This is a genomic window from Nostoc sp. DedSLP04, assembly GCF_034530775.1.
GTDB lineage: Bacteria > Cyanobacteriota > Cyanobacteriia > Cyanobacteriales > Nostocaceae > Nostoc.
This window is the reverse complement of sequence record NZ_JAVRCL010000091.1, coordinates 1-23,509: the sequence shown is the minus strand read 5'-3', so window position 1 is coordinate 23,509 and position 23,509 is coordinate 1. Positions and strand designations below refer to the sequence as shown.

22 protein-coding genes, 3 tRNA genes and 2 pseudogenes are annotated in these 23,509 nt (G+C 40.1%); 8 read left to right on the top strand and 19 right to left on the bottom strand.

The window, feature by feature from the left end; all coding sequences use genetic code 11:
• Positions 1-127 precede the first annotated feature (127 nt).
• Positions 128-511 (top strand): hypothetical protein, encoded by a 384-nt coding sequence (locus RMX89_RS32095; protein ID WP_322683256.1) that lies wholly within the window; start codon positions 128-130, stop codon positions 509-511.
• 241 nt (positions 512-752) lie between these two features.
• A complete protein-coding gene (locus RMX89_RS32090) occupies positions 753-1,526 on the top strand; it encodes a hypothetical protein (protein ID WP_322683255.1) in 774 nt (257 codons plus the stop codon).
• Positions 1,527-1,789: 263 nt separating this feature from the next.
• Here RMX89_RS32090 and RMX89_RS32085 read toward each other — a convergent pair whose 3' ends face one another.
• The 10 genes from RMX89_RS32085 to RMX89_RS32040 form a co-directional block, all read right to left on the bottom strand.
• The gene (locus tag RMX89_RS32085) at positions 1,790-2,572 is read right to left on the bottom strand and encodes an Rpn family recombination-promoting nuclease/putative transposase (protein WP_322691785.1); all 783 of its coding nucleotides are present in this window, start codon (positions 2,570-2,572) and stop codon (positions 1,790-1,792) included.
• A 106-nt stretch (positions 2,573-2,678) separates the two neighbouring features.
• Positions 2,679-3,101: a hypothetical protein gene (locus RMX89_RS32080; RefSeq protein WP_322691784.1), complete on the bottom strand. Its 423-nt coding sequence runs from the start codon at positions 3,099-3,101 to the stop codon at positions 2,679-2,681.
• Between the two features lie 192 nt (positions 3,102-3,293).
• A complete protein-coding gene (locus tag RMX89_RS32075) occupies positions 3,294-3,800 on the bottom strand; it encodes a hypothetical protein (RefSeq protein WP_322691783.1) in 507 nt (168 codons plus the stop codon).
• Positions 3,801-4,038: 238 nt separating this feature from the next.
• Positions 4,039-5,565, bottom strand: a complete 1,527-nt coding sequence (locus tag RMX89_RS32070; RefSeq protein WP_322691786.1) for a slipin family protein — start codon at positions 5,563-5,565, stop codon at positions 4,039-4,041.
• 638 nt (positions 5,566-6,203) lie between these two features.
• Positions 6,204-6,276: transfer RNA gene (locus RMX89_RS32065), tRNA-Ile, on the bottom strand.
• 214 nt (positions 6,277-6,490) lie between these two features.
• Positions 6,491-7,540, bottom strand: coding sequence for a reverse transcriptase family protein (locus RMX89_RS32060; protein WP_322691782.1), 1,050 nt, complete (start codon positions 7,538-7,540; stop codon positions 6,491-6,493).
• 458 nt (positions 7,541-7,998) lie between these two features.
• Positions 7,999-8,073 (bottom strand) — tRNA-Ile (locus tag RMX89_RS32055).
• A tRNA-Met gene (locus RMX89_RS32050) sits at positions 8,073-8,148 on the bottom strand. The genes RMX89_RS32055 and RMX89_RS32050 overlap by 1 nt, the downstream gene beginning before the upstream one ends.
• A 200-nt stretch (positions 8,149-8,348) precedes the next feature.
• The gene (locus RMX89_RS32045; RefSeq protein WP_322674553.1) at positions 8,349-8,483 is read right to left on the bottom strand and encodes a COP23 domain-containing protein; all 135 of its coding nucleotides are present in this window, start codon (positions 8,481-8,483) and stop codon (positions 8,349-8,351) included.
• Between the two features lie 21 nt (positions 8,484-8,504).
• A complete protein-coding gene (locus RMX89_RS32040; RefSeq protein WP_322674554.1) occupies positions 8,505-9,083 on the bottom strand; it encodes a hypothetical protein in 579 nt (192 codons plus the stop codon).
• 252 nt (positions 9,084-9,335) lie between these two features.
• Here RMX89_RS32040 and RMX89_RS32035 point away from each other — a divergent pair, with 252 nt between their 5' ends.
• Positions 9,336-9,986: a TraX family protein gene (locus tag RMX89_RS32035; protein ID WP_322691781.1), complete on the top strand. Its 651-nt coding sequence runs from the start codon at positions 9,336-9,338 to the stop codon at positions 9,984-9,986.
• Positions 9,987-10,412: 426 nt separating this feature from the next.
• On the opposite strand, the gene RMX89_RS32030 is transcribed toward RMX89_RS32035, so the two are convergent.
• Both RMX89_RS32030 and RMX89_RS32025 read right to left on the bottom strand, forming a co-directional pair.
• Positions 10,413-10,748 (bottom strand): XisI protein, encoded by a 336-nt coding sequence (locus RMX89_RS32030; protein WP_322674556.1) that lies wholly within the window; start codon positions 10,746-10,748, stop codon positions 10,413-10,415.
• A pseudogene (locus tag RMX89_RS32025) lies at positions 10,736-11,152 on the bottom strand (XisH family protein). The gene RMX89_RS32030 and the pseudogene RMX89_RS32025 overlap by 13 nt, the downstream one beginning before the upstream one ends.
• A gap of 560 nt (positions 11,153-11,712) precedes the next feature.
• Between RMX89_RS32025 and RMX89_RS32020 the strand changes: the two are divergent.
• A complete protein-coding gene (locus RMX89_RS32020) occupies positions 11,713-12,135 on the top strand; it encodes a hypothetical protein (RefSeq protein ID WP_322674561.1) in 423 nt (140 codons plus the stop codon).
• 234 nt (positions 12,136-12,369) lie between these two features.
• Here RMX89_RS32020 and RMX89_RS32015 read toward each other — a convergent pair whose 3' ends face one another.
• The 3 genes from RMX89_RS32015 to RMX89_RS32005 all read right to left on the bottom strand — a co-directional run bounded on the left by RMX89_RS32015 (position 12,370) and on the right by RMX89_RS32005 (position 16,049).
• Positions 12,370-13,959 carry an alkaline phosphatase gene (locus tag RMX89_RS32015; RefSeq protein WP_322691780.1) on the bottom strand — a complete coding sequence of 530 codons (1,590 nt, stop codon included), beginning with the start codon at positions 13,957-13,959 and terminating at the stop codon, positions 12,370-12,372.
• A 223-nt stretch (positions 13,960-14,182) separates the two neighbouring features.
• A complete protein-coding gene (locus tag RMX89_RS32010; protein ID WP_322691779.1) occupies positions 14,183-14,731 on the bottom strand; it encodes a PEP-CTERM sorting domain-containing protein in 549 nt (182 codons plus the stop codon).
• 433 nt (positions 14,732-15,164) lie between these two features.
• Entirely contained in the window at positions 15,165-16,049 is an 885-nt protein-coding gene (locus RMX89_RS32005; protein WP_322691778.1) for a glycoside hydrolase family 75 protein, read from the bottom strand.
• A 419-nt stretch (positions 16,050-16,468) separates the two neighbouring features.
• Between RMX89_RS32005 and RMX89_RS32000 the strand changes: the two genes are divergently transcribed.
• Positions 16,469-18,655: an ATP-binding protein gene (locus RMX89_RS32000; RefSeq protein ID WP_322691777.1), complete on the top strand. Its 2,187-nt coding sequence runs from the start codon at positions 16,469-16,471 to the stop codon at positions 18,653-18,655.
• 371 nt (positions 18,656-19,026) lie between these two features.
• The gene (locus RMX89_RS31995; protein WP_322691776.1) at positions 19,027-19,674 is read left to right on the top strand and encodes a class I SAM-dependent methyltransferase; all 648 of its coding nucleotides are present in this window, start codon (positions 19,027-19,029) and stop codon (positions 19,672-19,674) included.
• A gap of 54 nt (positions 19,675-19,728) precedes the next feature.
• On the opposite strand, the gene RMX89_RS31990 is transcribed toward RMX89_RS31995, so the two are convergent.
• Positions 19,729-20,526 carry a dienelactone hydrolase family protein gene (locus RMX89_RS31990; RefSeq protein WP_322674568.1) on the bottom strand — a complete coding sequence of 266 codons (798 nt, stop codon included), beginning with the start codon at positions 20,524-20,526 and terminating at the stop codon, positions 19,729-19,731.
• A 447-nt stretch (positions 20,527-20,973) separates the two neighbouring features.
• On the opposite strand from RMX89_RS31990, the gene RMX89_RS31985 reads away from it, so the two are divergent.
• Positions 20,974-21,513, top strand: coding sequence for a DUF2267 domain-containing protein (locus RMX89_RS31985; protein ID WP_322674569.1), 540 nt, complete (start codon positions 20,974-20,976; stop codon positions 21,511-21,513).
• A gap of 66 nt (positions 21,514-21,579) precedes the next feature.
• On the opposite strand, the gene RMX89_RS31980 is transcribed toward RMX89_RS31985, so the two are convergent.
• Both RMX89_RS31980 and RMX89_RS31975 read right to left on the bottom strand, forming a co-directional pair.
• Positions 21,580-21,918, bottom strand: a complete 339-nt coding sequence (locus RMX89_RS31980; RefSeq protein WP_322691775.1) for a XisI protein — start codon at positions 21,916-21,918, stop codon at positions 21,580-21,582.
• Entirely contained in the window at positions 21,906-22,322 is a 417-nt protein-coding gene (locus RMX89_RS31975; protein ID WP_322683240.1) for a XisH family protein, read from the bottom strand. The genes RMX89_RS31980 and RMX89_RS31975 overlap by 13 nt, the downstream gene beginning before the upstream one ends.
• 226 nt (positions 22,323-22,548) lie before the next feature.
• Between RMX89_RS31975 and RMX89_RS31970 the strand changes: the two are divergent.
• Positions 22,549-23,118, top strand: a pseudogene (locus RMX89_RS31970) (Uma2 family endonuclease).
• Positions 23,119-23,162: 44 nt separating this feature from the next.
• Here the strand turns inward: RMX89_RS31970 and RMX89_RS31965 are convergent.
• Positions 23,163-23,462 (bottom strand): hypothetical protein, encoded by a 300-nt coding sequence (locus RMX89_RS31965; RefSeq protein ID WP_322691774.1) that lies wholly within the window; start codon positions 23,460-23,462, stop codon positions 23,163-23,165.
• Positions 23,463-23,509: the final 47 nt, after the last annotated feature.

Genomic DNA, 23,509 nt, shown 5'->3' with positions numbered 1-23,509 from the left:
TGCGATGGAAGCTGTGCTTCACACAGCGGCTTAACCGCCTTGGCGGTTGCTATATTACACGTAAAGAGTAAGGCATAACCAAAACCAATACTCTGTTCACCTATGATCTGAGACATCTACCCAAACTATGCTTTTAGAGACTTTAGCAACCAAGGCTGTAGAGTATTTTGCACTGCAAGTTTCAGGTGGTGCTTTGCAAAAGTTGGGAGCGGATGCAAAAGACTACCTTCAAAAGTTAGTCGGTGTAATATATACTCACTTCGCTGGTAGACAAGAAATTCAGGAAGCTACACAAAATCCAGCAGCTTTGAAAGCAGCAATCCTTAAAGAGGCTCCGAACAATGTCGCTTTTCGTGAGGAACTGGAAAGTGTAGTTAGCAAGCTGATCGAGATTGAGGGAAATGAAAATAGTGGAACTGTGAATCAGGTTTCTACTGGTTCTGGATCAAATATTAATGCTCCACAAAATACAGGAAATATAGCAGGAGGAAATCAGTACTTTCGGGGCTGAAGAACTTCACTTACATTTATCTTCAAATTCTGAATCATTAGCAACAGAGCTTCCTAAACACTTAAGATTAAAGTCATTTTGGAGGAGGCTCTGTAACTATATAACAACTTTATTATTCTTTTTTGTAGTATTTTTTGCATGGTTTTTTCTTGGACTCACTGCAAGCTATGCTTTTCCTATAAACCTTGTTCAATCTCTCACTAACTACCTATTTAGTGGGTTTAAGACATATAAATGGCAGTTGAATAAGGCAGTAGATCAGTCTCTTAACTCAATATGGCAGGAAGTTAGAGCAAAACTTCATCATATTGCTACTCCTGAGTCAGTAATTGCTACAGCAGATAAGAGAGAAGCTAATAAACTAAACAGACTTGACTCAGAGTATTGGCTACTACTGAGAGCTATTGAGTTACTTACAATAGGCGTTAATAGCTCTGACAGGGATTTAATTGATTGGAAATTAAGTGAATTAGATGAACAAAAAGATTTTATTCTTGATAGGTTAGATCCTCTTAAGAGAAAATATTATGGCTTGTTAAGTAAAATTCAAGATACTTGGCAGTCATGTTATGCAATTTTTACTTTTGAAGCAATTAGACGAGAAAAGAGTTTCAAAAAAATTGAGAAAATTTTAACAAATTTGATCATTTCTTATATAAATCAAGAATCTTCCAAGGAAAATATACAGGAAATGCTGGAAGTCTTGGACGAAAAAATTGCAAAAAATCCAAGGCTGAAAACTTTATACCAAACATCACGTCTACTCAATTGGATTTACTCATATATTGGAAACTTGAATACGAATATTAACGAAGACCCCATTTACAGAGATTATCCAGTTAGAGCTAAACGGGGAAGATACTGTTATCATCTACCTAATGGTTGCAGTCATTACCCTCGTGTAGAAAAGCCTGAACATCAAAAAACAATTCTATTTTTCAAAACTATTGAAGAAGCCAAAGCAGAAAATCTAGATTTATGTGGAAGTTGCAAAAGGATTATTAGGAGTGAATAAGCTGGTGCTAACTTTAAGAGACGCACATCTCCAAAGCTCCAACTCAACAACACACCACTGCATATTTAGATATTTTGTGTGAAATGCACAAGAAGTAGAGTGTTGTAGTGATCGCCCCCACTCGACAAGAAACTAGGCGATCGCATTAAACTATCCAATCCTCTATTAACAATCCGGTTACTTTGCCCAAATCCCGATGATTGTGCGTTAATAAAACTAATTTACGAGATAGTGCGATCGCCTCTAATATTTCAATTATTAGCTTAAGCTTGTGGAGGTTCAGTAATCTGCTGCTGAAGTTGTTGTACGTCCTCAATGGCTAATCCTGTTGTAGAAGCAATAATATTAATTGCCACACCTGCATGTAAAAGATTGACAGCGATCTCTCGTTGCATACTCGCCTTTGCCTTAGTTTCTGCCTCTTCTTGGATAGAACGATAAATCACAGATTCCTGCATAATGTCCCTCCGCAATAGACGATAAATAATCTCTTCCTCTAATCTTATCCCAGCTAAAATCGCTGAGGCAGCAGTCAAATTGGCTTGAGTTATTGGATCTGGAATTTCGTTGACAATTTGGGCAACTTGGCGCAAAGTCGCTTCTGAATCATCGGTTTGACTCAGGACAGCAAAGGGGAGGAGTCCGGGATATTGCAAGAAAATTGCTGCGGGTTGCTCCCACAGACAAAGGGTGTCGAATTCATGGCGAGTGCGTTCCATTGAAAAGCTCGTTTGCCGAACAACATCGGAGCGAGTTGGCTGAAGGTATATCACAACTTGCCGCATCGTTTTATCGGGGTAGCGTCGATACACTCGCACACGATAATCCAACATCCGAAAAGGAATGTCTGACTTGGGGCGAGTTTGAAACTCTAAGTGCAAGACAGAATCATCGGACTGAAGCAGAATAAGAGCATCTGCTCGAATGGGTTTGAGGGAGAGTTCGGAGGGTTTTAACTCCGTCAGTGTTATCGACTCTCCCAGCAACCAACTGGCAAAGTCGGCTGAGAAGTTTTCAGCAAGAAATCGACAGGTATCGTCATACATGGATAGATTGTACGACAGCTATGCGAACATGGGATGGGGGATGCCATCGCATTAAATCGTCCAATCTTCTATTAACAATCCGGGTACTTTGCCAAAATCTCTTTAATCAACAATGACAATCAATCGCAACCACTACATTGTCTTGATATTGGCGTAAAAGACTTCGGAACTTTTCTAGCCATTCTTCATTGGATTTTCCTTCACGATCGTGCCACTTTCCATCAGGCGTAACGATAGCGTATGAAACTAAGTCAGACATTAGGGCAGAGATAGGACGAATATTGTCTTCTGATTGCACAATATCTAGCCCGTATCGACGTTGAAATTCTTCTGAGTTGAGATTGTAATGCTGCTCCTTACCCCAAATTATACCATCATACTGACCACCAATAGCAAATCCGTCACATTTTGCTTGCAAAGATGGATTATCTTCATCCGTTTCAAAATATGGTAGCATCAATTCTTTAGCTTTTTTGCTTGGGTTTGGTTCTGTGCGATCAACAATCACAAGTGTTAGAAAATGGCTCATCTTTCAGTACGTTAAATTGTGGTTATCATTGTTCCAAAAAATACGTTATGAATCATAGAATTTTCAATGATGGTTTTATCTAGGTTTAAGCTTTGCATTATTCTTTCCAAGGATTACACAATTTACAGCGGTTTTCACATGAATTGCCATAATTCTAGTTCTTAGTCACATTTTTTACCCACAAACACGGTTTTACTGAAGCTTCGTTGTATTGTTTTTGGGCAACTCAGGACGTTTAAGTAAAGCTGGTACTGTCCTAGTATCCTTTTGAATGTCACGTTTTAAGCTGATCTGAAGATAAAAATCATCATCATTGATGTGAAATTGATCAAGCTTCATTCCCAATCGTTCAACAGCTAACTCGAATGCTTTCTTATTTGATGGATTAATACAAAGCGATCCGCCTTTTGATTTCAACATGATTTGTATATTCTTTGCCAATCGACCAGCTTTATCAAGCTTGCTTGTGTTCTGTTCTCCACTGACCTGACTGCTATGTGATGGAGAGACTGTTTGGCATTTCTTCTGCTTTTCAGTCTTATGAGAAGGCTTTGGCTCCAACTGCTGCCTAGAGTTGTCTTGAATAGCCTCAGACTTAATTATAAACCCTGCTATGCAGCTACCACACATGAAATCTCCATCATCATAAATGCCGTCAAATAAATCAAATGGCATTGCACAATAGTCACATGTTGGCATAATCTTCATCCTCTAAGCTATTTGCTGCTGACACTCTAGCTCAGGTTGTCATGATGTACAAAATTCTTATACATAAAATTATATTATACATTTTTGTAAGTATATATACCACTAAAACTTCAGCTAGCTACAGACAAGCAACTTTTACATGTTGAGTTAGGCGCGATCGCAAACATTTTGTCACAATTAAATTCATCAATATGCGATCTAACCCAACTCTGAATTTTTAATCCCTAAATCATTGCGAATTCATCCGAATCAAGTCTGTCAAAATACTATCCAAGCTGCCGTTAACTTGAATGCGATCGATCTTCTCTGCAATCCGCTCTAACACTTCGAGTTCCTTTAAACGCAATGCAACGGGGTTATCCTCCATCACTTTAGCAGTGTTTAACATACTGCGAGTTGCAGCAGTTTCTTCTCTACGTCTGACTACGTTTGCTTGAGCGGCTTTTTCTGCCTCGACTACCTTGCTTAAGATAGTCTTAATTTCACCAGGTAAAATAATATCTTTGACACCGACAGAATCTACTTCAATTCCATAGTCTGCGGCTTTTTGACGAATATATTCAGAGATGCTTCTATCTATTGCACCTTTATCCTCTAATAAAGCATCTAAGTTGCGTTCGCCGACTGCACCACGCAAAGCAAACTGTAATTCTTTGTACAAATAACCAGAAATATCTGATAACCCGTTTTTTGCCCTCAATGGGTCGAGTATGCGGAAGCCAGCCGTCAAATTCAACCGCAGAGGTACTTTATCTTTAGAGAGGATGTCTTGACCGGATACTTCCATATTTTGGAGTCGCAAGTCAATCGTTTCGGTTTGAAAAGAGCGGCCAAATAACCACCAAGCGTGTACTCCTGGCGATCGCAGTCCTTGAAACTCTTGATTAATGTATACTAGTCCAACGTGCTGCGCGGGAACTTGGCAAATATGCAAACAGTTACGACTGAGCAATTTCACTTCTGTTGAACCTTCAACCAACTCAGCCACTAAGTTAGGCTGTAACTGAGCATCAACGCTAATATCGATAATTTCCACTGTAACACCCTGCCAAAATAGCTTGCGGCTGGTGGGTGGCAAAATAGAAATCACTTTCCCTCTATATCGCACAATTGCAACTTGCGAAGTCTGTAATTGCACGACTTCACAGTAAGCAGTTATAAAGTCGGGATGTTTTTCAATGAGTACATCTTCGAGGGGAAAGTCTGGGTTAGGGATAATTCGGCTGAGAGTCCTGACGGTAACATCTCTATCTACCGACCAAAAAGCATACTCTCCTGGTTCTAGAGGTCGCACAAAATTATTTTGCAGATATAGTAGACCAATCTCCGACTCTGAGATTTGGAACTTCTTCACTCCATTCAAGGTAACTGAGCGCAATTGCTGCACAAAAGAACTAGGTAATTCTAAGCTTTCTTCCAAGTTGAATATATGAGACTCTACTTCAATAAAACCACGCCAAAAAGCAATCAATTTATTTGGTGCAACGCTTACCCAATTCTGACCGTAGCGAACTAATGCAACTTGATTGAATGCGGTTCTGATAATCAATAAGTGTTCTTGTAGTTCGGCTTCGTGATTTCGCAACAACAGTTCTAGGTTTTCAATTTGAGCTAGTGGCTGATTGAGGTCATAAATTTTTACTTGCCAATGCCGACCAAAATATGTATGTGTACCGGGTTGCAAAATTTTCTTAAAGTCACTGCGGTGATATAAGATGCCGATTTCGTTAGGTTTAATATAAAATGTTTCCCACATAGTGATTTGCATAAATAATTTGTGTGATAGCTGAAGTAAACTAGACGATGCCTGCGGCGGGCGTAGCCATCGCAACTAGCTAAGAAGATTAGAACAACACATTTATAACCTTGCTTGAACTCAAATACCACCGATGTCTCACGGCTTAACTACTGGAGTATACAGAATTTATCAGGAGGTTATTTAGGCTTTACAACCCTTTAAACAAAGGCTAAAAGATTAGTTTTAGCAGCTTGTACTACTCTATACTACAAAAAAAATGTTTACTCTGCCAGTGCAGGTTTTTACAGTTCCGGTGCGGGCAAAAGCTTCTCCAAAGCTGGATTAAGATTGCTGTTACTTTTCCCAAATTGCTCAATGGCAATCTAAAAAAAGAGAACCGCGCTCAAATATGCCGTTCGTTTTGCCAATCCAGAATCCCCAAAGGAAAACCAGATGTAGGAAAAGGAAGGAACATACTCAAGTTAGGGAGAGATACAGTTGCGCTAGCTCCTTGACTGTTATAAATACCTGCATGACAGAGTAGAAAAAACAAAAGGAAAAACGAGAAGTTTTTTTGATTGGGTCTTTTTCAATACCCAATAATTCTGCGGCCTTGTCCCTAACAAGGTGCCCGTACCCAGGGCGAGGGTTTTTGCCCGAAAGTATAGGAATCGAACCTACAAATAATCGGCGATACACCGATCGCTCTACCAAATGAGCTAACTTTCATGGTGAAATAGTTAAAGTACTAAGCGGTATACGCTATTACCAGAGGTTAGCGTACCAGTCGGGTATACAGAACCCAAACTACAGCTTTGTGACTTTGTTACTATCCCGGTTCAAATTTAGCACAGGAAAAAAGTAAAAAGGCTAATTATATCCGCTCTGGCTTTTCTTTGCTCAGGTACACCTAAATAAACCTTTTCTAGCAAAATAAGCAGCTTTAAAAACGTACTTCATCAGTTTGAGAGTCACCATATTTCTGCTTGATGCGTTCTACACTTGATTTAAATTCTGCGCCTTTGGTCGGGTTAATCATTGCTACATAATTTGCAAACCCGGTAATTGCGGCAATTAAATTAGTTGATTTTCCCCAAGTTTTTCCTGATAAACCTTCTTGTTCTATTTGATATAGAGTTGCGCGAAAAGCTTTTAATGTCTTTTTAGATATATTTAATTGCGTATTTACAATTACACCTGTTACTTCTTGCTGCACTGATTTACCGGAAATCTTGGTTTTATTATCATTAACAGTAAAACCTTCACTAGTAATAATAAATTTAGTGCTTTTAATCAAATTAGATATTTGAGACGATGCATCCCCAGAAGCAGAAAATGTTAAATCGTCAGCGTAACGCGTATAGCAAAACCCAAGATTTTCAGAGATTGTAGCAAGACGACTATCGAGATTACGGCAAACTAGATTAGAAATAGCAGGACTTGCAGGCGAACCTTGAGGTAAATGGCGGTTTTCTAAAGCTGTATTGTTAATTTGTCCATTTATTGCTATTTCAGCAGTCGTACAAATCAAACTGAAAATTGTCGCCGTAGATTCTGAATAACCAAACTCGCAAAAGAATTCTTTGACACGTTTGTAAGAAATTGACTGAAAAAAATCTTGTAAATCAATATTGACTATTACATTTGCACGAATATGAGGTTTAGCATTGGTGACTATCGAACGATTTTTACAAAATCCGTGCGCTGCATTGTGAATTTCTAATTTCTCTAAAATATTCTCTAGAATCCACCTTTGAGCAGCTTTCAGATCGGGCTTTGGTGCAGAAATAATTCTTTCTCCACCTGTCTTTTTTGAAATTTTGAAAGGGAGGTAATGTCTAGTTAGGGATGTACTAGTCGTTAAGAAGCGCAGTTTTTCTAAGCTGATTCCCATTGCAAAAGCTATTTCTTCGGCAGTATTATATTCAGCTAAACCATACGATGCCTGCGGCGGGCGTAGCCATCGCAAAAGTGCTAAATTATCTGTTTGCAACTTTTCTAGATTACTTTCAGCCGCTAATGGGTTAGTGGTTAGATTTTTGCTGTACATAATACAAAAGATTTTTTTACTCTGCAAGTACAAGTGTTTACAGTTTAGGTGTGGGCAAAAGCTTCTCCAAAGCTGGATTAAGATTGCTGTTACTTTTCCCAAACTGCTCAATGGCAATCTGAAAAAAGAGAACCGCGCTCAAATATACCGTTCAATTTGCCAATCTAGAATCCCCGAAGGAAAACTAGATGTAGAAAACGAAGGGACATACTCAAGTTAGGGAAAAATGCAGTTGCGCTTACTCCTTGACTGTGGCTACCGAACATTACCCTTATGAGTAATGACCGACAGCAGAACACTTGCACCGCAGAGTTGAGAAAATGAGGGGTCTCGAATCTGTTAAGATCCGTACCATATTGGCTACCTTGGAAGGGTATTGTCTTTTAACCCGGACAGGGTTCTGGGTGAAAGTATAGGAATCGAACCTACAACACATCGATTATGAGTCGATTGCTTTACCAGTGAGCTAACTTCCTGGGGTTTGATACAGGACTCGAACCTGTGACCAATCGATTATGAGTCGATCGCTCTGCCAACTGAGCTAATCAAGCAATATAGTTTAAAGTACTCGGCGGTATACGCTTATGCAAAAGCTTGGCGCACCAGTTAGGCTTATGGAACCTAAACTATAGCTTTGTAACTTTATTACTATCCCGGTTCAAATCTAGCACAGGAAAAACGCTGTAATTTATTCTTTAGGAATTCCTAGATGTTCTCTCAAATCAACGTAAAGTATTCTATTAATTTATACTTAAAAGTTGCCCCGCCAAGCCAGGAGATTATTTAGCGCTTGCACACCATCTTCATTGGGTTTGAGGGTCAATATCAACCTTTTACAGCACCCATTGACTTGATTTGCCGTGCAAACCACATTTTGTCCATTCATTTGAGCAATTATTCTTGGGCTTCAGTCTGGGAAAGCTAGACCAGTCATGGGATCGCGAATATACAACCCTAGCGTGAGACTACGCATTGCTTCATCCCAAACGGGTATTAGTTGCTCTGCTTGATCTGCCCAATAATCGAATGTAATCAAGCATTGAACATTCGACCCCAAACCAATGCAAGTCCGCGAAAAAGCTTCCCGTGGTTCTTCTTGAGTGTCAATGAACTTCATCTCTGTCCAGACAATTCTGGCAGTTTGACGCTTGACGGTAATAATTTCTCCCCTCTCAATGATGTTGCGGCTGTCGTCTTCCAGGACTTTCTTCAAGGTGGATTTTAGCGGAAACTGGCTCCAGTCATTGGGTGGGAGGCGATTAAAAGATACTTCTAGACAGCAATCATCGTTGGGCGGTTTTTTATCCATGAACTTGAAGGATTTCTCTTGTGGCTCAAACACCCAATTTTGAGGAACATTGAAACGAACAGCGCCTCGATCTGCTACAAAAATTTTGTAACCTGATGGAGATTCCCAACGATGATCGGGTTTGAGTTCAAGCGTTTCTTTTATCCACTGGAGATTGCTTTTTTTACGCTTTGCCATAGTGTTTCTGCATTTTCTGCTGAAGAGGGTGTCACCGATAGCGTAGCGTAAAGCCGTTTGGCATAGCTTCTCTACGAGACGCTACGCTAATGCTTAGAGCGACACAGGAGGGTAACAGCCCATTGTAGACATTGCCCTTTTTGTTAATGTTATCAAATTGCTAGTATTTTGAATAACTCTTATATTAAATAAATAAAATTAAATAAAATTTTTAGGATTCTATATCAAAGAATCCAAGGTAACTGTAACGTTGTGATTAAAGTTTCAGCTTTTAACATTAAAATCTTAGCCGCAGTGTTCATGGTTATGGATCATGTGTGCTATTTGCTAATCCCAGAGTTAAGAATCTTGCACTTAGTTGGGCGATTCAGTTTTCCCCTGTTTGCATGGCTTTTGGCTGAAGGCGAAAAACACACCCAAAATGTATACCGCTATGGGAGGAGACTATTAATTACAGCAATAATATCTCAGCCTATTTATAGTATTGTTTTCCAGAGTTTAGCACTTAATATTCTGTTTACGCTTTTTCTTGGACTTGTGATGTTGCGCTTAATAAAGCGTTATTCGCAATTATGGCAGCAATTAATAATTATCGGCTTGTGTGCGGTAGTTGCTGAGGGCTTGGGTGTTGAATATAGAGTATATGGGATTGCAGTAATTTTATTGATGTCCCTAATAGACAAACTAAAGCCTAATGTATGGTTGCTCTACTGGTGCTTCTTTCACTTTATTTTAGTAACTCTATTTATAAGTGATATAGTGCAATATTGGGCAATTATTGCAGGATTCATTGTTTTTCAATTCAATGGAAAACAAGGTTCACGAGCTAGATGGTTTTATGTGTTTTACCCGGCTCATTTAATTATTTTAGGTATAATCAATTATTTAATCCAGTCTAGATAGGATTAACTATCTGTATTGCTCTACAGATAACCTTAATACAATTGGCTTCACGGATTGAGGCAAAGTAATCCTCTAATATCGTGTCCAATTAAAGACTTATCATTAAGACCGCAGGGGAGCAGTTGTTGCTGGGGGCAGAGGGAAAGAGGGTTTTCTGGTTTATGCATAGATTACGGGAATTATAACTAATTAACCGGACATGATATAACTAAACAGCGATCGCATAAGAAAGCTGGTATCCAATCCTTTAAAATCAATAAGGGCTGGCAGTGAGGCAGACAATAATTTTGCTAGATTGTTTTTTTAGACTTTGCTATAGTGTTTTTGCTTTCTCTGCCTAAGAGTACGTGGGCGTAGCCTGTTGTTGACATCGCCCAGATTATTATCAGCGATCGCGCAATGCACCACTGCATATATGGCTAACTCTTAAGCAATGCCGTAATCTGTGTACTGCCTTTTATAGGGAGGCTGCAATCCCAAAACGATGTCATCTTTGAGAACACCCATCTTGACTAACTCCTCAGCAGGATTCTGATCTGTTAAGTTCTGCTGAAGCCATATTTTTCCGTTTTTAATATCAAAATGGATGATACATCGATAAATGCGGTCGAATTCTTGCCAACCCACATTCATCCACTGATAATGATCTCGCTCTGTATCGAAGATGAGTTGAGCCTCGACCTCATCATCTGAAACATCGTCACTGGCATAACGAGTAAGCAAAGTCTGAATATACTCTCGATACTTAGCTATTTTATCCATTCCACAATCACCTCATTCACTGGATCGTAGACAACTAACAAAACTTGATATATTTGTACTGCTGTCTGCGTGAACTCAAGTTAAAAGAAAGTTCGATAGGCATCTACTGGAACTGCCAAATATAATACTCGCTCAGGCTCAGTCGCTTTCAGTGCCAAGCGATAACTGAGGAATTGACCTAAAGCCCCGTAGAAATCTGTAATTGCAGAAGGATTCAGAAAGCTCTTAATCTCGACTGCTATTTTCTCACCTGCTCTCTCGGCTGCAACCAGTCTTTTTGCACCCAAATCAATCTGAAAGTTGAGGTTACCAAATTTAAATTTGAGTGGATCGTCTGTAATTATCCATTGCTCTTTTTGTAGAGCTTGCTTAACTGCTTCGTGAAAAACGTCCTTTGCTGACACAGATAAAATTAGATACTTCTACACTCATGATGATACTCTTTTTGCTGAAAAAGTAAACGCCTTTACCTGTTGTGACCTATAAGTTTTCGCCAGTCTGCTCAAAAGACTAAGCGATCGCACTACCATCACAACGATCAAAGCTAGCTATTGCAGCGCAAAAATATGCATCAAGTCGAATTTAGTTAACAAAATGAGCTTTGACTTACTCAAAATGCCATTTGACTTATTCATTTTGGTGTTTTCCGCAAGTAAAATCAGCTTTGACTTACTCAAAATGCCTTATGACTTATTCATTTTGGTGTTTTCCGCAAGTAAAATCAGCTTTGACTTTCTCAAAATGCCTTATGACTTATTCATTTTGGTGTTTTCCGCAAGTAAAATCAGCTTTGACTTTCTAAAACCCCAGTTTGCTTTCTCATTTCAGTAGTTAGCGCATTCATGATAGCGATCGCTATGTAGCAAAAACTATTGCAGATTTGCCGGAATTCTCTCAAGCTGATCTATACGGAAATTTTTTAAGGTAAAGAATATTAACCGTACTATATTCTTAGGTGTAGATTATGGCTCGTAGAAAAAGAACTTCTGTAGTATTAGAAAAAGCAGTGCGCCGTGCGGCTAGCATAAACTCAATTGATCCGAGGTTAGATTTAGGCAATGGACTTACCTTACCTGCTTTCTCAACTCTGATCGAGACGATGCGATCTAAAGAAAATGCTTACAATAGTGCCCTTTCCAGCTTAGATAAGTTGTATCGGGAAATGCTAGAAACAGAAAGCGAGTTGGGAGATATGACAGAACAAATGCTAATGGCAGTTGGAACTCGATATGGCAAAAGCAGTATAGAGTACGGTATGGCGGGAGGAGTTCCTAAAAATCAGCGTCGTAAGGGACAGCGAGAAAAGTCGCCAATCAATGATGAGCAACCCTCATTTGTTGCCAGTATGGAGAGCAAAAATGGAAACAAACCAGTAGCGACAACTTAATATATGCTATTCTACACAAAATTTTTTCAAGCAAAAATAATTGCATAAACGCATTCGCAAAGCGTCTGGTAGATATCGCTCTCCGTAAGAAAGAGACGTAGCACTGCTACGTCTCTATCGACTTGCAAAAGTCAATTTTCTGAAAATGAAACCAGAGGTGGATATAGATAAACACTGATGATTTATTTATATCCATCTGTGATTGTCTGCTTGTGATACCTGGGAATTAAACGATTAGACTTGTTGTATTTCTGGACGACCATCTTCAACCACAAATGAAGCCCGCTTACTAATTGTGCCAAATGGAGTTGTGACGTTTGATAAAACTAGATAGTCTGTTTTGCAGGTTGTGGGAGTCAGCGAACAGCGAACATACCCCCGTTGACTGTTGAAGAACTTAATGTGTGGGTTATCGGGTAAGTAAGCTTCAACATTTGGGATGGTATCTGCCCCATCTCCACCAGAGGTTATTGAAGTACAGACAAATTCACTCCCGACTGTAGCAGATTCTGGATTATTAAAGTCAGCCTTTAAATTCATTGCCCAGTTGGAATGGATATCGCCTGATAATACGATTGGATTAGATGGTTTGCGTTGTTCTAAGAAACGCATGAGGCGATCGCGGGAAGCCACATAACCATCCCACTTATCCATGCTATAGGTTCCGCCTTTCCCTGGTTTTGTGTCTATCTGAGCAACTACAACTTGCTGGGCTAAAACGTTCCACTTAGCCTGTGAGCGAGCCAAACCATCATATAGCCAATTTTCCTGACGCTTGCCAGTAATCGTTGCATTCGGATCTAAATTTTCTGGGCAACGTTCTTTAGTACCATCACCACATGGCTGATCGGTGCGATATTGGCGGGTATCTAAGACATGGAAGGTGGCTAAGTTACCAAAGGAAAGCCGACGGAAAAGTTGCATATCGGCGCCAACAGGACGCGAGAAGGGGCGCAGTGGCATATGTTCGTAGTAAGCCTGATAGGCAGCAGCCCGCCGTTGAAGGAAGATTGCCCGATTCTGGTCTGGTTCAGTATCGACTTCCGAGATGTCGTTGGCATAGTTGTTTTCCACTTCGTGGTCATCCCAGGTAACAATCCAGGGAAACGCTGCATGAGCTGCTTGCAGATTGGAATCAGTTTTATAGAGGGCGTGACGGTTGCGGTAATCTTCCAAAGTCACAATTTCTGCACTGTTATGCTGTCTGGGGCGATTCTTGGAAATTCCTCCTTCATAGATATAGTCGCCAACATGCACTACCAAGCTGAGGTCGTCCTGGGCAAGATATTTGTAAGCAGTATAGTAGCCCTGCTCATAGTTCTGACAAGAGACAAGGGCAAAGTTTAATTTATTTAAGTAGCCACCTGCTAGAGGAGCTGTACGAGTGCGGCCAATGGGGCTAGCATCTTGACCAACAATAAACCGATACCAGTACCAACTATCAGATTGCAGTCCCTCTACCACAACTCGAACTGAGTGAGCTAGTTGTGGAGTTGCAAGTACCGTACCTCTGGAGACAATAAGCTTCATATCGGGATCGGTAGCCATTTCCCAGCGAATTGGCACATTAGTAGGTGGCATTCCACCTCCATTTAAGGGTTCGGGAGCTAGACGAGTCCAAATCACTACGCTGGTAGGATAGGGATCGCCTGACGCTATACCCAAAGTGAAAGGATAATTAGAAAATCTGCTTCTAGCGATCGCTCGTCGATCGAAAAATTGGTTAGCGATCGCCAAACCAGACAATGCTCCTGCTCCGATAATTAAGTTGCGTCGTTTGATTCGACTGTGTAGGAACTGCTCAATATTCCGGTAATCTACCATTTTCTACTCCTGACTAACAGGTAAGTTAAAACGCAGCAACAGCTAACACGAAGAAGGCAGGGTGGTCTTAGGCAAACTTCGTAACTAACTCCCTTACCAAAATCAGGTTTTAATTCCTAATTTTTCTGGCATCAATGTATTAGATGTTGTTTTGCCAGATAAAAGCATATTACTAAGAGATTAATCCTTGGCAAAGAAAGCGTTAATATCAACTTAACCAAGATTAGATTTTAATCTTTTTCATTGATGCTACTTTTTTCTTAATTATCCAACCAAAACTACAAGCAAAGAGAGCGCCAACTATAGGTGTAGGTTCAGGTACTTGTGTATAGGAGACTCTACCTGATATGGGTTTAGTATTTGGAGAAGTTCTAGAGAAAATTGTCAAATCCTCACCAATGATTTCGTAACTTATAGAACTGGAAGGATTAGATTTATCGTTGAACAGATAGTCTAATGCTAAAGATGTTTGTCCAGTTGAAAACGTAGTTGGAAATACTAGGGGAAATTCTGGATATTTGGTATCATCTTTTTCAGTGTAAACGGTAGAGTCACCGTCAAATTGGAAAGAAAGTGACTTAATGGCGGCTACGGGATTCTCTTCATTACTAAAAGTTGAGTCATCAAAGCTAAAAAAGCCATTTCCCTTAGTTACGGGACTATCAACTGTGAAAGCGTAATTAATAATTGCAGCAGATACAGATTTGGCATCTACAGTAGCAAAACCTAAAATCGAAGTAGCAGCAAGCACTAATTGTGGAACAAATTTCATTTCAGTTTTCCTCACCATAAACTTCTGTAAGCAATACACACTGCAAGGTATAAAAACAGTTTGTTTACAACTTGCTGATTTCCCAAATGGGTATTCATCACTGAGTAGAACAGTGATGAAAATCAATGCTTTTTCCCTTTTTGAGAAAAAGAAACTAGTCTTCAAATAATTGAAGTCGCCCTATTTTAAAATTGTGAGTTTAAGCAGACTTTAATTAAAGGTAAAATAAAATAAAATTTAAGTTAGCGAATAAAAGAGTTAGCAGTTAACTAAAACATTTATATTCAACTGGAGACTGGCGAACAGGTGGCGTTCTCTGGGGATAAGGGGTAATGGGGACTGGTTGTACTGTAAATTGGGAGGATGAGTATATATTCATATCTCACCCTAAATATTGTGTAATTATACTACTGATTGAAATGCAGAATGTGGATTATAGAGACTTAATCCGTTCTACGCCACCCCATATTTCAAAAAACCGTTGAGTTTCAGCTTCTATTTCTGAAATTGTTCTTGGCTGTCCATTTCCAGAACCCGGAAAAACAATATAAACGATATCCTTGGGAATTCCTCGCTTGACTCTTGATTGTACTAATGGCTCGTTTCCAACAGCCTGAGACAAAGCGATTGAACCCTCTCCAATCTGGTTTTTAGGGCCAACATCAGCATAAATTGCAAAAGCAAGTTTTTCATTGCTAGTGTTATAAATAACTGCCAAATCTCCTAATTTAACGCCTGTAGCTTTTCTAAAACCATCATTTCCTGGAAGAACAATATACGGAATCTTTGTTGAATCAACATAGCGGCGTGGATCTTGTTTAGCAAATCCAGAGTCGCATAATGCAGTTGTAGAAATATAGTATCCAGGATATGGATCGGTACTGCCTTGAATAAATGGATTGCCGTTTTTATCTACAGCTAGTGCCCACCAGTTATCTGAATACCCAGCATTTGCCAAAAAATCAATCCCTTTATCTGCGGGGTGATAAGCATTAGGCGCACCATCAGCATTAATGCTCATCCCTGCTTCATAGAAAAATGCAGATTCTCCATTTGCCTGGAGAATGGGAATTTCACCAATTTTAATCACAGTCTTGAGCGAAAACTTTGTGACTGGACTCAGGAATTTTTGAGCGACAAAACCTTCTAAAGTTTTTCCTTCAATAATAGTTGCAACTTTCCACCACTTTTCATTATCCGAATTTTGAATTTTAGATACAATATATCCTTTGGGAAGAGATGCTAATTGATTAACTTCATCAACAATCGGTGCTGAACGTATATTCAAACTATCTGAGATTACTTGAAATTGCTGCATAAACTACTCCAAATTTAAAAGTTGAACTCATCAAAATAGATTGAAAAAACCAAATTTTGTGCTGATGCGATCGCTAATATCTAGAACGTCTTAAACTCTGATTTTTTGTGTCGCGCCAGCTGGGGGGCAATACCTGATTTTCCTGCTTTGAAGCAAGGCAAATACACGAGAAAGAACCCCCGCAACGCAGCCTAAATCTAAATGTCACTTACTAAATCGCTGGATTTCGATCTCCAACTGCTTGCAGACACCCAGAGGGTGGAAGTTGGGGATCTGGGCAGCAATTTTTGCCTAAGAAAGTACCATTCCACCCTAAAGCCGCCTTTGACTTGAGAAAAAAATTTCAACAAATGTGAGTATGCGAACATCTTGGGAACTATAGAAGCAAATCAAATCAGCACAACTTTCAGCTTCCAGCAATGAAGACTCCCTATCTCAGCAAAGCTAAGGCGTTCCCATTACAGATTGTTCTTATTGTTCCCTTCCTGATCCAAATTTTTGCAGCAGTCAGCTTAGTAGGTTATTTGTCTTTTAAAAATGGACAAAGAGCAGTTAACGACCTAGCCCAACAGTTGATAGAGCGTACTAGCGATGTCGTGGATGAACACCTAAAGTCTTATCTTTCCATTCCACAAACCCTTAATCAGATCAACGCAGATGCTATTCACAGGGGACTATTGGATGTGGGCGATCGCCAAACCCTTGGCAAGTATTTCTGGGATCAGATGCAGGCTTATGACCTAACTTATATTGGTATTGGACTAACAACAGGTGAAGGGCTAGGAGTAGCTCGTTATGATGGCAAAACTATTACCATTGATGATTGGACTGCCAAGCTTTCCAATAATACTTCCACTTATGCCACAGACGATCGAGGTAATCGAACTCAAATAAATACTCGATGGACTTGGAACAATTTTACTGAATCTTGGTATACCCAGCCCATCGCTGCTGGTAAACCTATTTGGGCAAAGATTGTGACTGCAAATTTGCCAACGGGGCCTTACATCAGCGCCTCTGCTAGTCGTCCGATTTATGATTCGCAAAATCGCTTACTAGGAATGATTGCAACAGACATTCACCTATTAAAACTCAGCGATTTTTTACGCAGTTTGAATATTAGTCAGTCTGGGCGAGTGTTCCTTTTGGAGCGGGATGGCACATTAATTGCCAGTTCCGGTACAGAGAAGCCTTTTGTTGTGGTCAATCAAAAGATCCGGCGATTGCACTCGATCGATAGTTCCGATCCAATCATTCAGAATGTTGGCAGACACTTCCAAACCTCTGGGTTTGGGTCTATCACCCAAGACACAGATTTTCAACTTGAGATGGAAGGAAAACGGCATTATGTCCATGTTTTACCTTGGCGTGAAAAATATGGTTTGAATTGGCTGATGGTGGTGAGTGTGCCAGAAAACACATTCATGACCCAAATTAACGCCAACACGCGCATCACGATCGCTCTTTGTTTTGGCGCATTAGTCATTGCCTCAGTGATGGGCGTGTTTACCTCTTATTGGATTGTCCGCCCGATTTTGCGCTTGAATTGGGCAAGTGAAGCAATGGCATCTGGTAATTTTAATCAGACATTAGAAACTAGCCCCATTCAAGAACTTAATAGCCTATCTAACTCTTTCAACCAGATGGCAGGGCAATTACACGAATCCTTTAGTGCTTTAGAGAAAAACAAAGAAGAACTAGAAGAACGAGTAGAAGAACGCACTACTGAACTTAAAAATGCATTAGGAGAATTGCAGCGCACTCAATCTCAAGTTATTCAAAGTGAAAAAATGTCTAGTTTGGGACAACTAGTTGCTGGAGTTGCACACGAAATTAATAATCCAGTCAACTTTATTCATGGCAACCTTGCCCATGTGCAAGAATATACTCAGGATTTATTAGCACTAATGCAGTTGTATCAGCAATATAATCCCTATCCTGCTGCTGAAATTCAAACCGTTTCTGAAGACATCGATTTAGAGTTTTTGCAGGAAGACTTGCCAAAAATGTTGTCTTCGATGAGAGTAGGCACCGATCGCATTCGCCAAATTGTACTGTCGTTGCGGAATTTCTCTCGCATTGATGAAGCGGAATTCAAACGGGTCAATGTTCATGAAGGCATCGACAGCACTTTGATGATTTTGCAGCATCGCCTCAAAGGTAAACCAGAACAACCTGAAATTGAGGTGATTAAAGACTACGGCACTGTACCCTTAGTAGAATGCTATGCCGGACAACTCAATCAGGTATTTATGAATATTTTAGTAAATGCGATTGATGCGTTAGAAGAAAATAATACTAAGCTTACATATCAGGAAATTAAGGAAAATCCCAGTCAAATTAAGATTCGCACATCGGTAGTTAATTCAACGTGGTTAGAAGTGGCGATCGCTGATAACGGAGTTGGTATTTCTCAAGAATTTCTGCAACGAATATTCGATCCCTTTTTCACCACTAAACCCGTTGGCAAAGGAACCGGAATGGGTATGTCCATCAGCTACCAAATCATCACAGAAAAACATGGCGGTAAACTAGAGTGTTTCTCAACTCCTGAAAAAGGAACCGAGTTTATCATTCAGATTCCTCTGCGGTTAAGGAATGGTTGAGGCTGTGATAGGGGAACAGGAAGATGTAGAGAGTTTTGAATTATACAGCAGATTGCAAGTTGGGGAAGAGTGTACTTCATTGACTTGCAAAGTGCTGTTAGTAACAATACCTTTGCTAATTTACGAAGCTTGAGCAATGATTTGCCGTTTAGGGCGATCGTTCGCGATTTTTGATAATACACCAACTGCTCTTGTCACTTCGCTGTTATAGATATTGTTCGGTCAAAAGACAATTATAAAGTTATTTTGTTGGTAAAAGAGTATACAATGAAGTTTTTTTGTTGGTTAGAGAATATACAAGTTTTGGGCGCAAACAGATTATACAGTTGAACAGATAGTTAAAGTCAGTAGTTCTGTTTGTTAAAAAATCTATGCAAATACATCAGGTGATTGAAACCTACGATCGGGGATCGGTAGATTATGACGCAATTATGAAGCGTTACTGGCACATCGAGCGCGAACCCTTAATTGCCTCCTTGCAGCTCAAACCAGGACAAACTGCCCTAGATGCTGCGGTAGGAACTGGTCTTAATCTTCCAGCCTATCCTGAAGGTGTACGTGTGGTCGGTGTCGATCTCTCTGAGAAGATGATGGATGAAGCACGTAAAAAACGCGTATCCGCAGACATCACCTTCAAAGTATCGGATCTCTGCAATCTTGATTTTCCTGATAATACTTTTGATGCAGCAGCATCGGGATTTACCTTCTGTGTCGTTAGCGATCCAGTCCGCGCCCTTGCAGAGATCCTGCGAGTTACTAAGCCCGGTGCCTTGATTGCCATTCTCGATTACTGCAAATCGCAAGATCCAGAGATTCAGAAATGGCAAGAATTAATATCTGATGCAGCTTCACAGCTAGGCTTCCCGACTGACAAGATCAAGTGGGATGCATTGATGGATTATGACGAATTGATTTACAACAGTAAGCTGACCATTGAAGTGCTTGCAGACGATCGCATAGAAAATCCAAACCCGTTTTTATGTGGTTGTCAATTCCTGCTGAAAAATTCCAAAGCTTAAAGGCAATAGGATCGCACTCTTGTTCAATGAGTGCGATATTTACGACAAGTCGAATCACAAGTGATTTTGAAAAAGTTCTAGAACATGTTGCCAAGCATCAGGAGCAGCTTCAGGATTATAACTTGGGTGTTGTTCCATAAATGGGTACTTGTCTTTGAAAAATCCGGCAAAGAATCCATGTCCTGCATCGTATCGAAATACACGATGATTGATTTGATGTTTCTTTAATTCTGCTTCAATTTGCTCGGTTTCCTCTTGTGAAACTAATGTATCTCTTGTGCCATAAAATGCATAAATAGTACCTTTGATTTCCGAGGTGCGATTAATAGTTGGAGTCTCTTCGCCATAACTAGAAGTGGTAATTCCACCACCGTAAAACAAAGCTGTTGCTTTGATATCAGGGAAAGTTGCAGCCATATAAGCAACATGACCGCCAAAACAAAAACCAATGACACCGATTGCATCATCTTTGACATTGGGTAAAGTTTTGAGATAAGTAATGGTAGCTTGAATATCGCTCAATATCTCTTGATATTTTACTTGTTGATAATATTCCAACCCCAGCCTATAGCTTTCTGGACTGAACCCAACATCTTCAGCGCTAAAATCAGCTTCAAAACCGGGAGCAATACGTTGATACATCGCCGGGGCGATCGCTACATAACCTTGTTTAGCGATTAATTCCGTAATATCCCTAATATTACTATTGATTCCAAAAATTTCTGGAAAAACTATAACTGCGCCAAAGGTTCCGTTTTGTGCTGGTTGAGCTAAGTAAGCATCAATTTCTAAGTCATCGTTGGGTACTTTGACATAGGAAGTGTGAATTTCGATGTTTTTTGTTTCTAGCATCTTTGTTTCAGCTGCTTTTATACTAACTCATCTATTTTGACTGTTTTTTGATACCAATGAGTGATGTCTACAACGAGCAAAAACACTAAGAGTATTGCTCTACTCAATAGACTTCTTGGCATTTGTGGGGTAAAGGAGAAGGGGTAAAGGGGAAAGGATGAAATTTTCCCAAACCCAGTAACCTTTCACATGCACCCCAACGTCAAGGCAAAAGTTACTTTTGCAAGATATCTAATAGATATGATATTTTCAGAAATTAAATATGTGCGATCCAAAACCTTTGTAGGGGCGTAGTCCTGCTACCTGTATCCATGCAAATCAGATGAATTTCTAACTTTTGAATAAATGGCATCTCAAACTTCTGGAAGATTCCAAGGCTTTTTGATTTGTGCGACCTTACATAAAGTAAGCATAAAGACTCAAAATTAATAACCACAAGAAAAAACAATGCCAGATCAAAGTTTTAGAACAGATATTCCAGAAGTTGACCCAACGGAAATTGAAGATAATCGAACTGCGATCGCCGACGAACATCGTTCGTTCCTGGAAAAAGTGCAGGTCAGAGCCGGGTTTGCAGACCCCTATGATGCCAGAGACTTTACCGAAATTGTGTTTCGCGTCATGCGCGACTTAATGACCACAGAAGCTAGCGATCGCGTCGAAGCAGAACTGCATACAGAGGCAGTGCCTACAGATGAAAAAGCACTCCAGTTTGAAGTATCCGATCTTTGGAGAGACAGCAATCCACTTGTGAGATTTTTGAGCCGGGTTCGTCCACCTTGGCAAGGCCCTGGTATCTTTAAGATCGATTCCGATCGCTTCCTGTTCCGAGTTGCTAACGAAGGTGGAAAACCGGGAACAGTAGACCGAGAGGAAGCGGTTAAAGCAGTATTTTCTGCTACTAAAGACGAACTTTCCGAAGAACGAATTCAGGAAATTGCTAGCTGGCTACCTGATTATGTACGTCAGCTTTGGGAGCAAGCTTAATTAGAAGTATAAAAAAAGTAAAGTCTGTTTGTGAGTAGCGATCGCAAACAGGCTTTTTCAATAGGTTTAGCCTACAGCAAACTCTGTATACTGCCTTACATGAGGTGCATGATATGCTATCACAATATCTTGCTTAGGCACTCCCTCGGTCACAAGTTGATCTGCTAGGGCATCCTCTGTTCCGTCATGCTGCACCCAAATCTTCTCATCCTTGATATCTACATGCAGCACACAGCCATAAATCCGGGTACTACTATCCTTCCATCCCACATGCACAAGCTGATAGTGGTCTTTTGTAATATCAAAAATGGTTTGACTTTCTATTGGATCGCTCCCAGAACGCAAGTTTGCCCGCGCTCTCAATAATCTCTGAATTAGTTCACGATATAAAATTAGCTTATCCATTCTGCAATCTCCTGTTTTTCTGTGTCGTACACCAAAAGGGGAATTTTATTACGGACAATGACCGTTTGAATAAATGGATATCTGAAAAATCGCTTATAAACGTCGAGCGGAACTGCCAAATACAACCTCCGCTCTGGATCGTTATCTTCCAAAGCAATGCGGTAGTTAATAAATTGTCCAATTGCAGTATGGAACTCAGAAATCGTTGAGGGTGCCAAAAACGTTTTGATTTCAACTGCAATCTTTTCCTCATCCTTTGTCGCCGCCAGCAAAAGTTCTGCACCCAAGTCGATGTAGAAATCAACAAACCCCAAATCAATGTGGTAAGGATCGTGAGTAATTATCCACTCTTCCTTCTCAAGGGCAGTTCTAACCAGTTCATGAAACCTATCTCTTGCAGACATCGTAGACAGCTAACCAGAAAGATAAAGTCTTTTGCCTAAATTCTATCGTGCATCCCACTAAAGCAGCACCAGGTCTAGATACATTCGGCTTTGGATAACCCGAAAGATATCGCGCAGTCTTTTGTAGAAAAAAGAATATATAGACCGCAAGACTATATCACCTCACTAGTAAATCTGTGACAAAATAATATTGTTGTTTTATAGCTAATGCGATCGCTCACGACCTATGATTTCTACCATCTCGCGCCGCTACAGCTTGGATGAATATCGCGCGATCGAAGAAAAAGCCGAAGGACGCAACGAATATCGAGATGGAGAAATTGTACCCATGCCTGGAGGAACCCTTAAACACAGCCGCATTGGTCGGAACATCTTGACCTATCTTACTTCTGTGATGCGCGATACTCAATTCGAGCCAATTAACAGCGATTTACGGCTGTGGATTCCCGAACATCGACGCGGAGTATATCCAGATGTAATGGTTTTTGACGGCGAACCGCAACTAAATGGCGATCGCTCAGATGAAGTCTTGAATCCCACACTGATTGTTGAAGTTCTATCTCCTTCCACCGCAGATTGCGATCGACTCAGTAAATTTCGGATGTATCGCTCAATTGCAAGTTTTAGCGAATATTTATTAGTCGAGCAGAATGAACCTTTTGTTGAACGCTATAGCAAACAGGCTCAAGGTTGGTTGCTTAGTGATTTTATCGGCTTATAGGTATCTATTTCTTTAGATTCAGTTGCGATCGCATTATCGATGACAGAAATTTATCGCGGCGTTGTTTTTGAATAAATCAGCTTTGTGACGATGTATGCTTTGGGAGGGGTGCGAATTTTTTACTTAGACAAAATAATTGGAATCAAGTGTTGCTCAATTTCTTGAATGTAGGCTGTCAAACCTGTATGAACACCTCTTTCACGTAGAAGGTTCAAATTTGTATCTTCCCAACACTGTTGTTCGCGTTCCATATCTTTGCCTGTTAGCCGCTCAACTACTACTTTTGGATTTCTAATTCTATCGGGTTCTTCATGTGAGGTAGAGCGTAATCTGTGTGATTCTATGCAAGGGTCGAAATTCAATCGAGCTTTGATTTGTTCTAGAATTCGTTCTTCTTGATTAGACGGAATAGGGAGCATCTCACCTTTGCAAATATAGGTGTAAGTGAGGGAAGATAGTTACACTC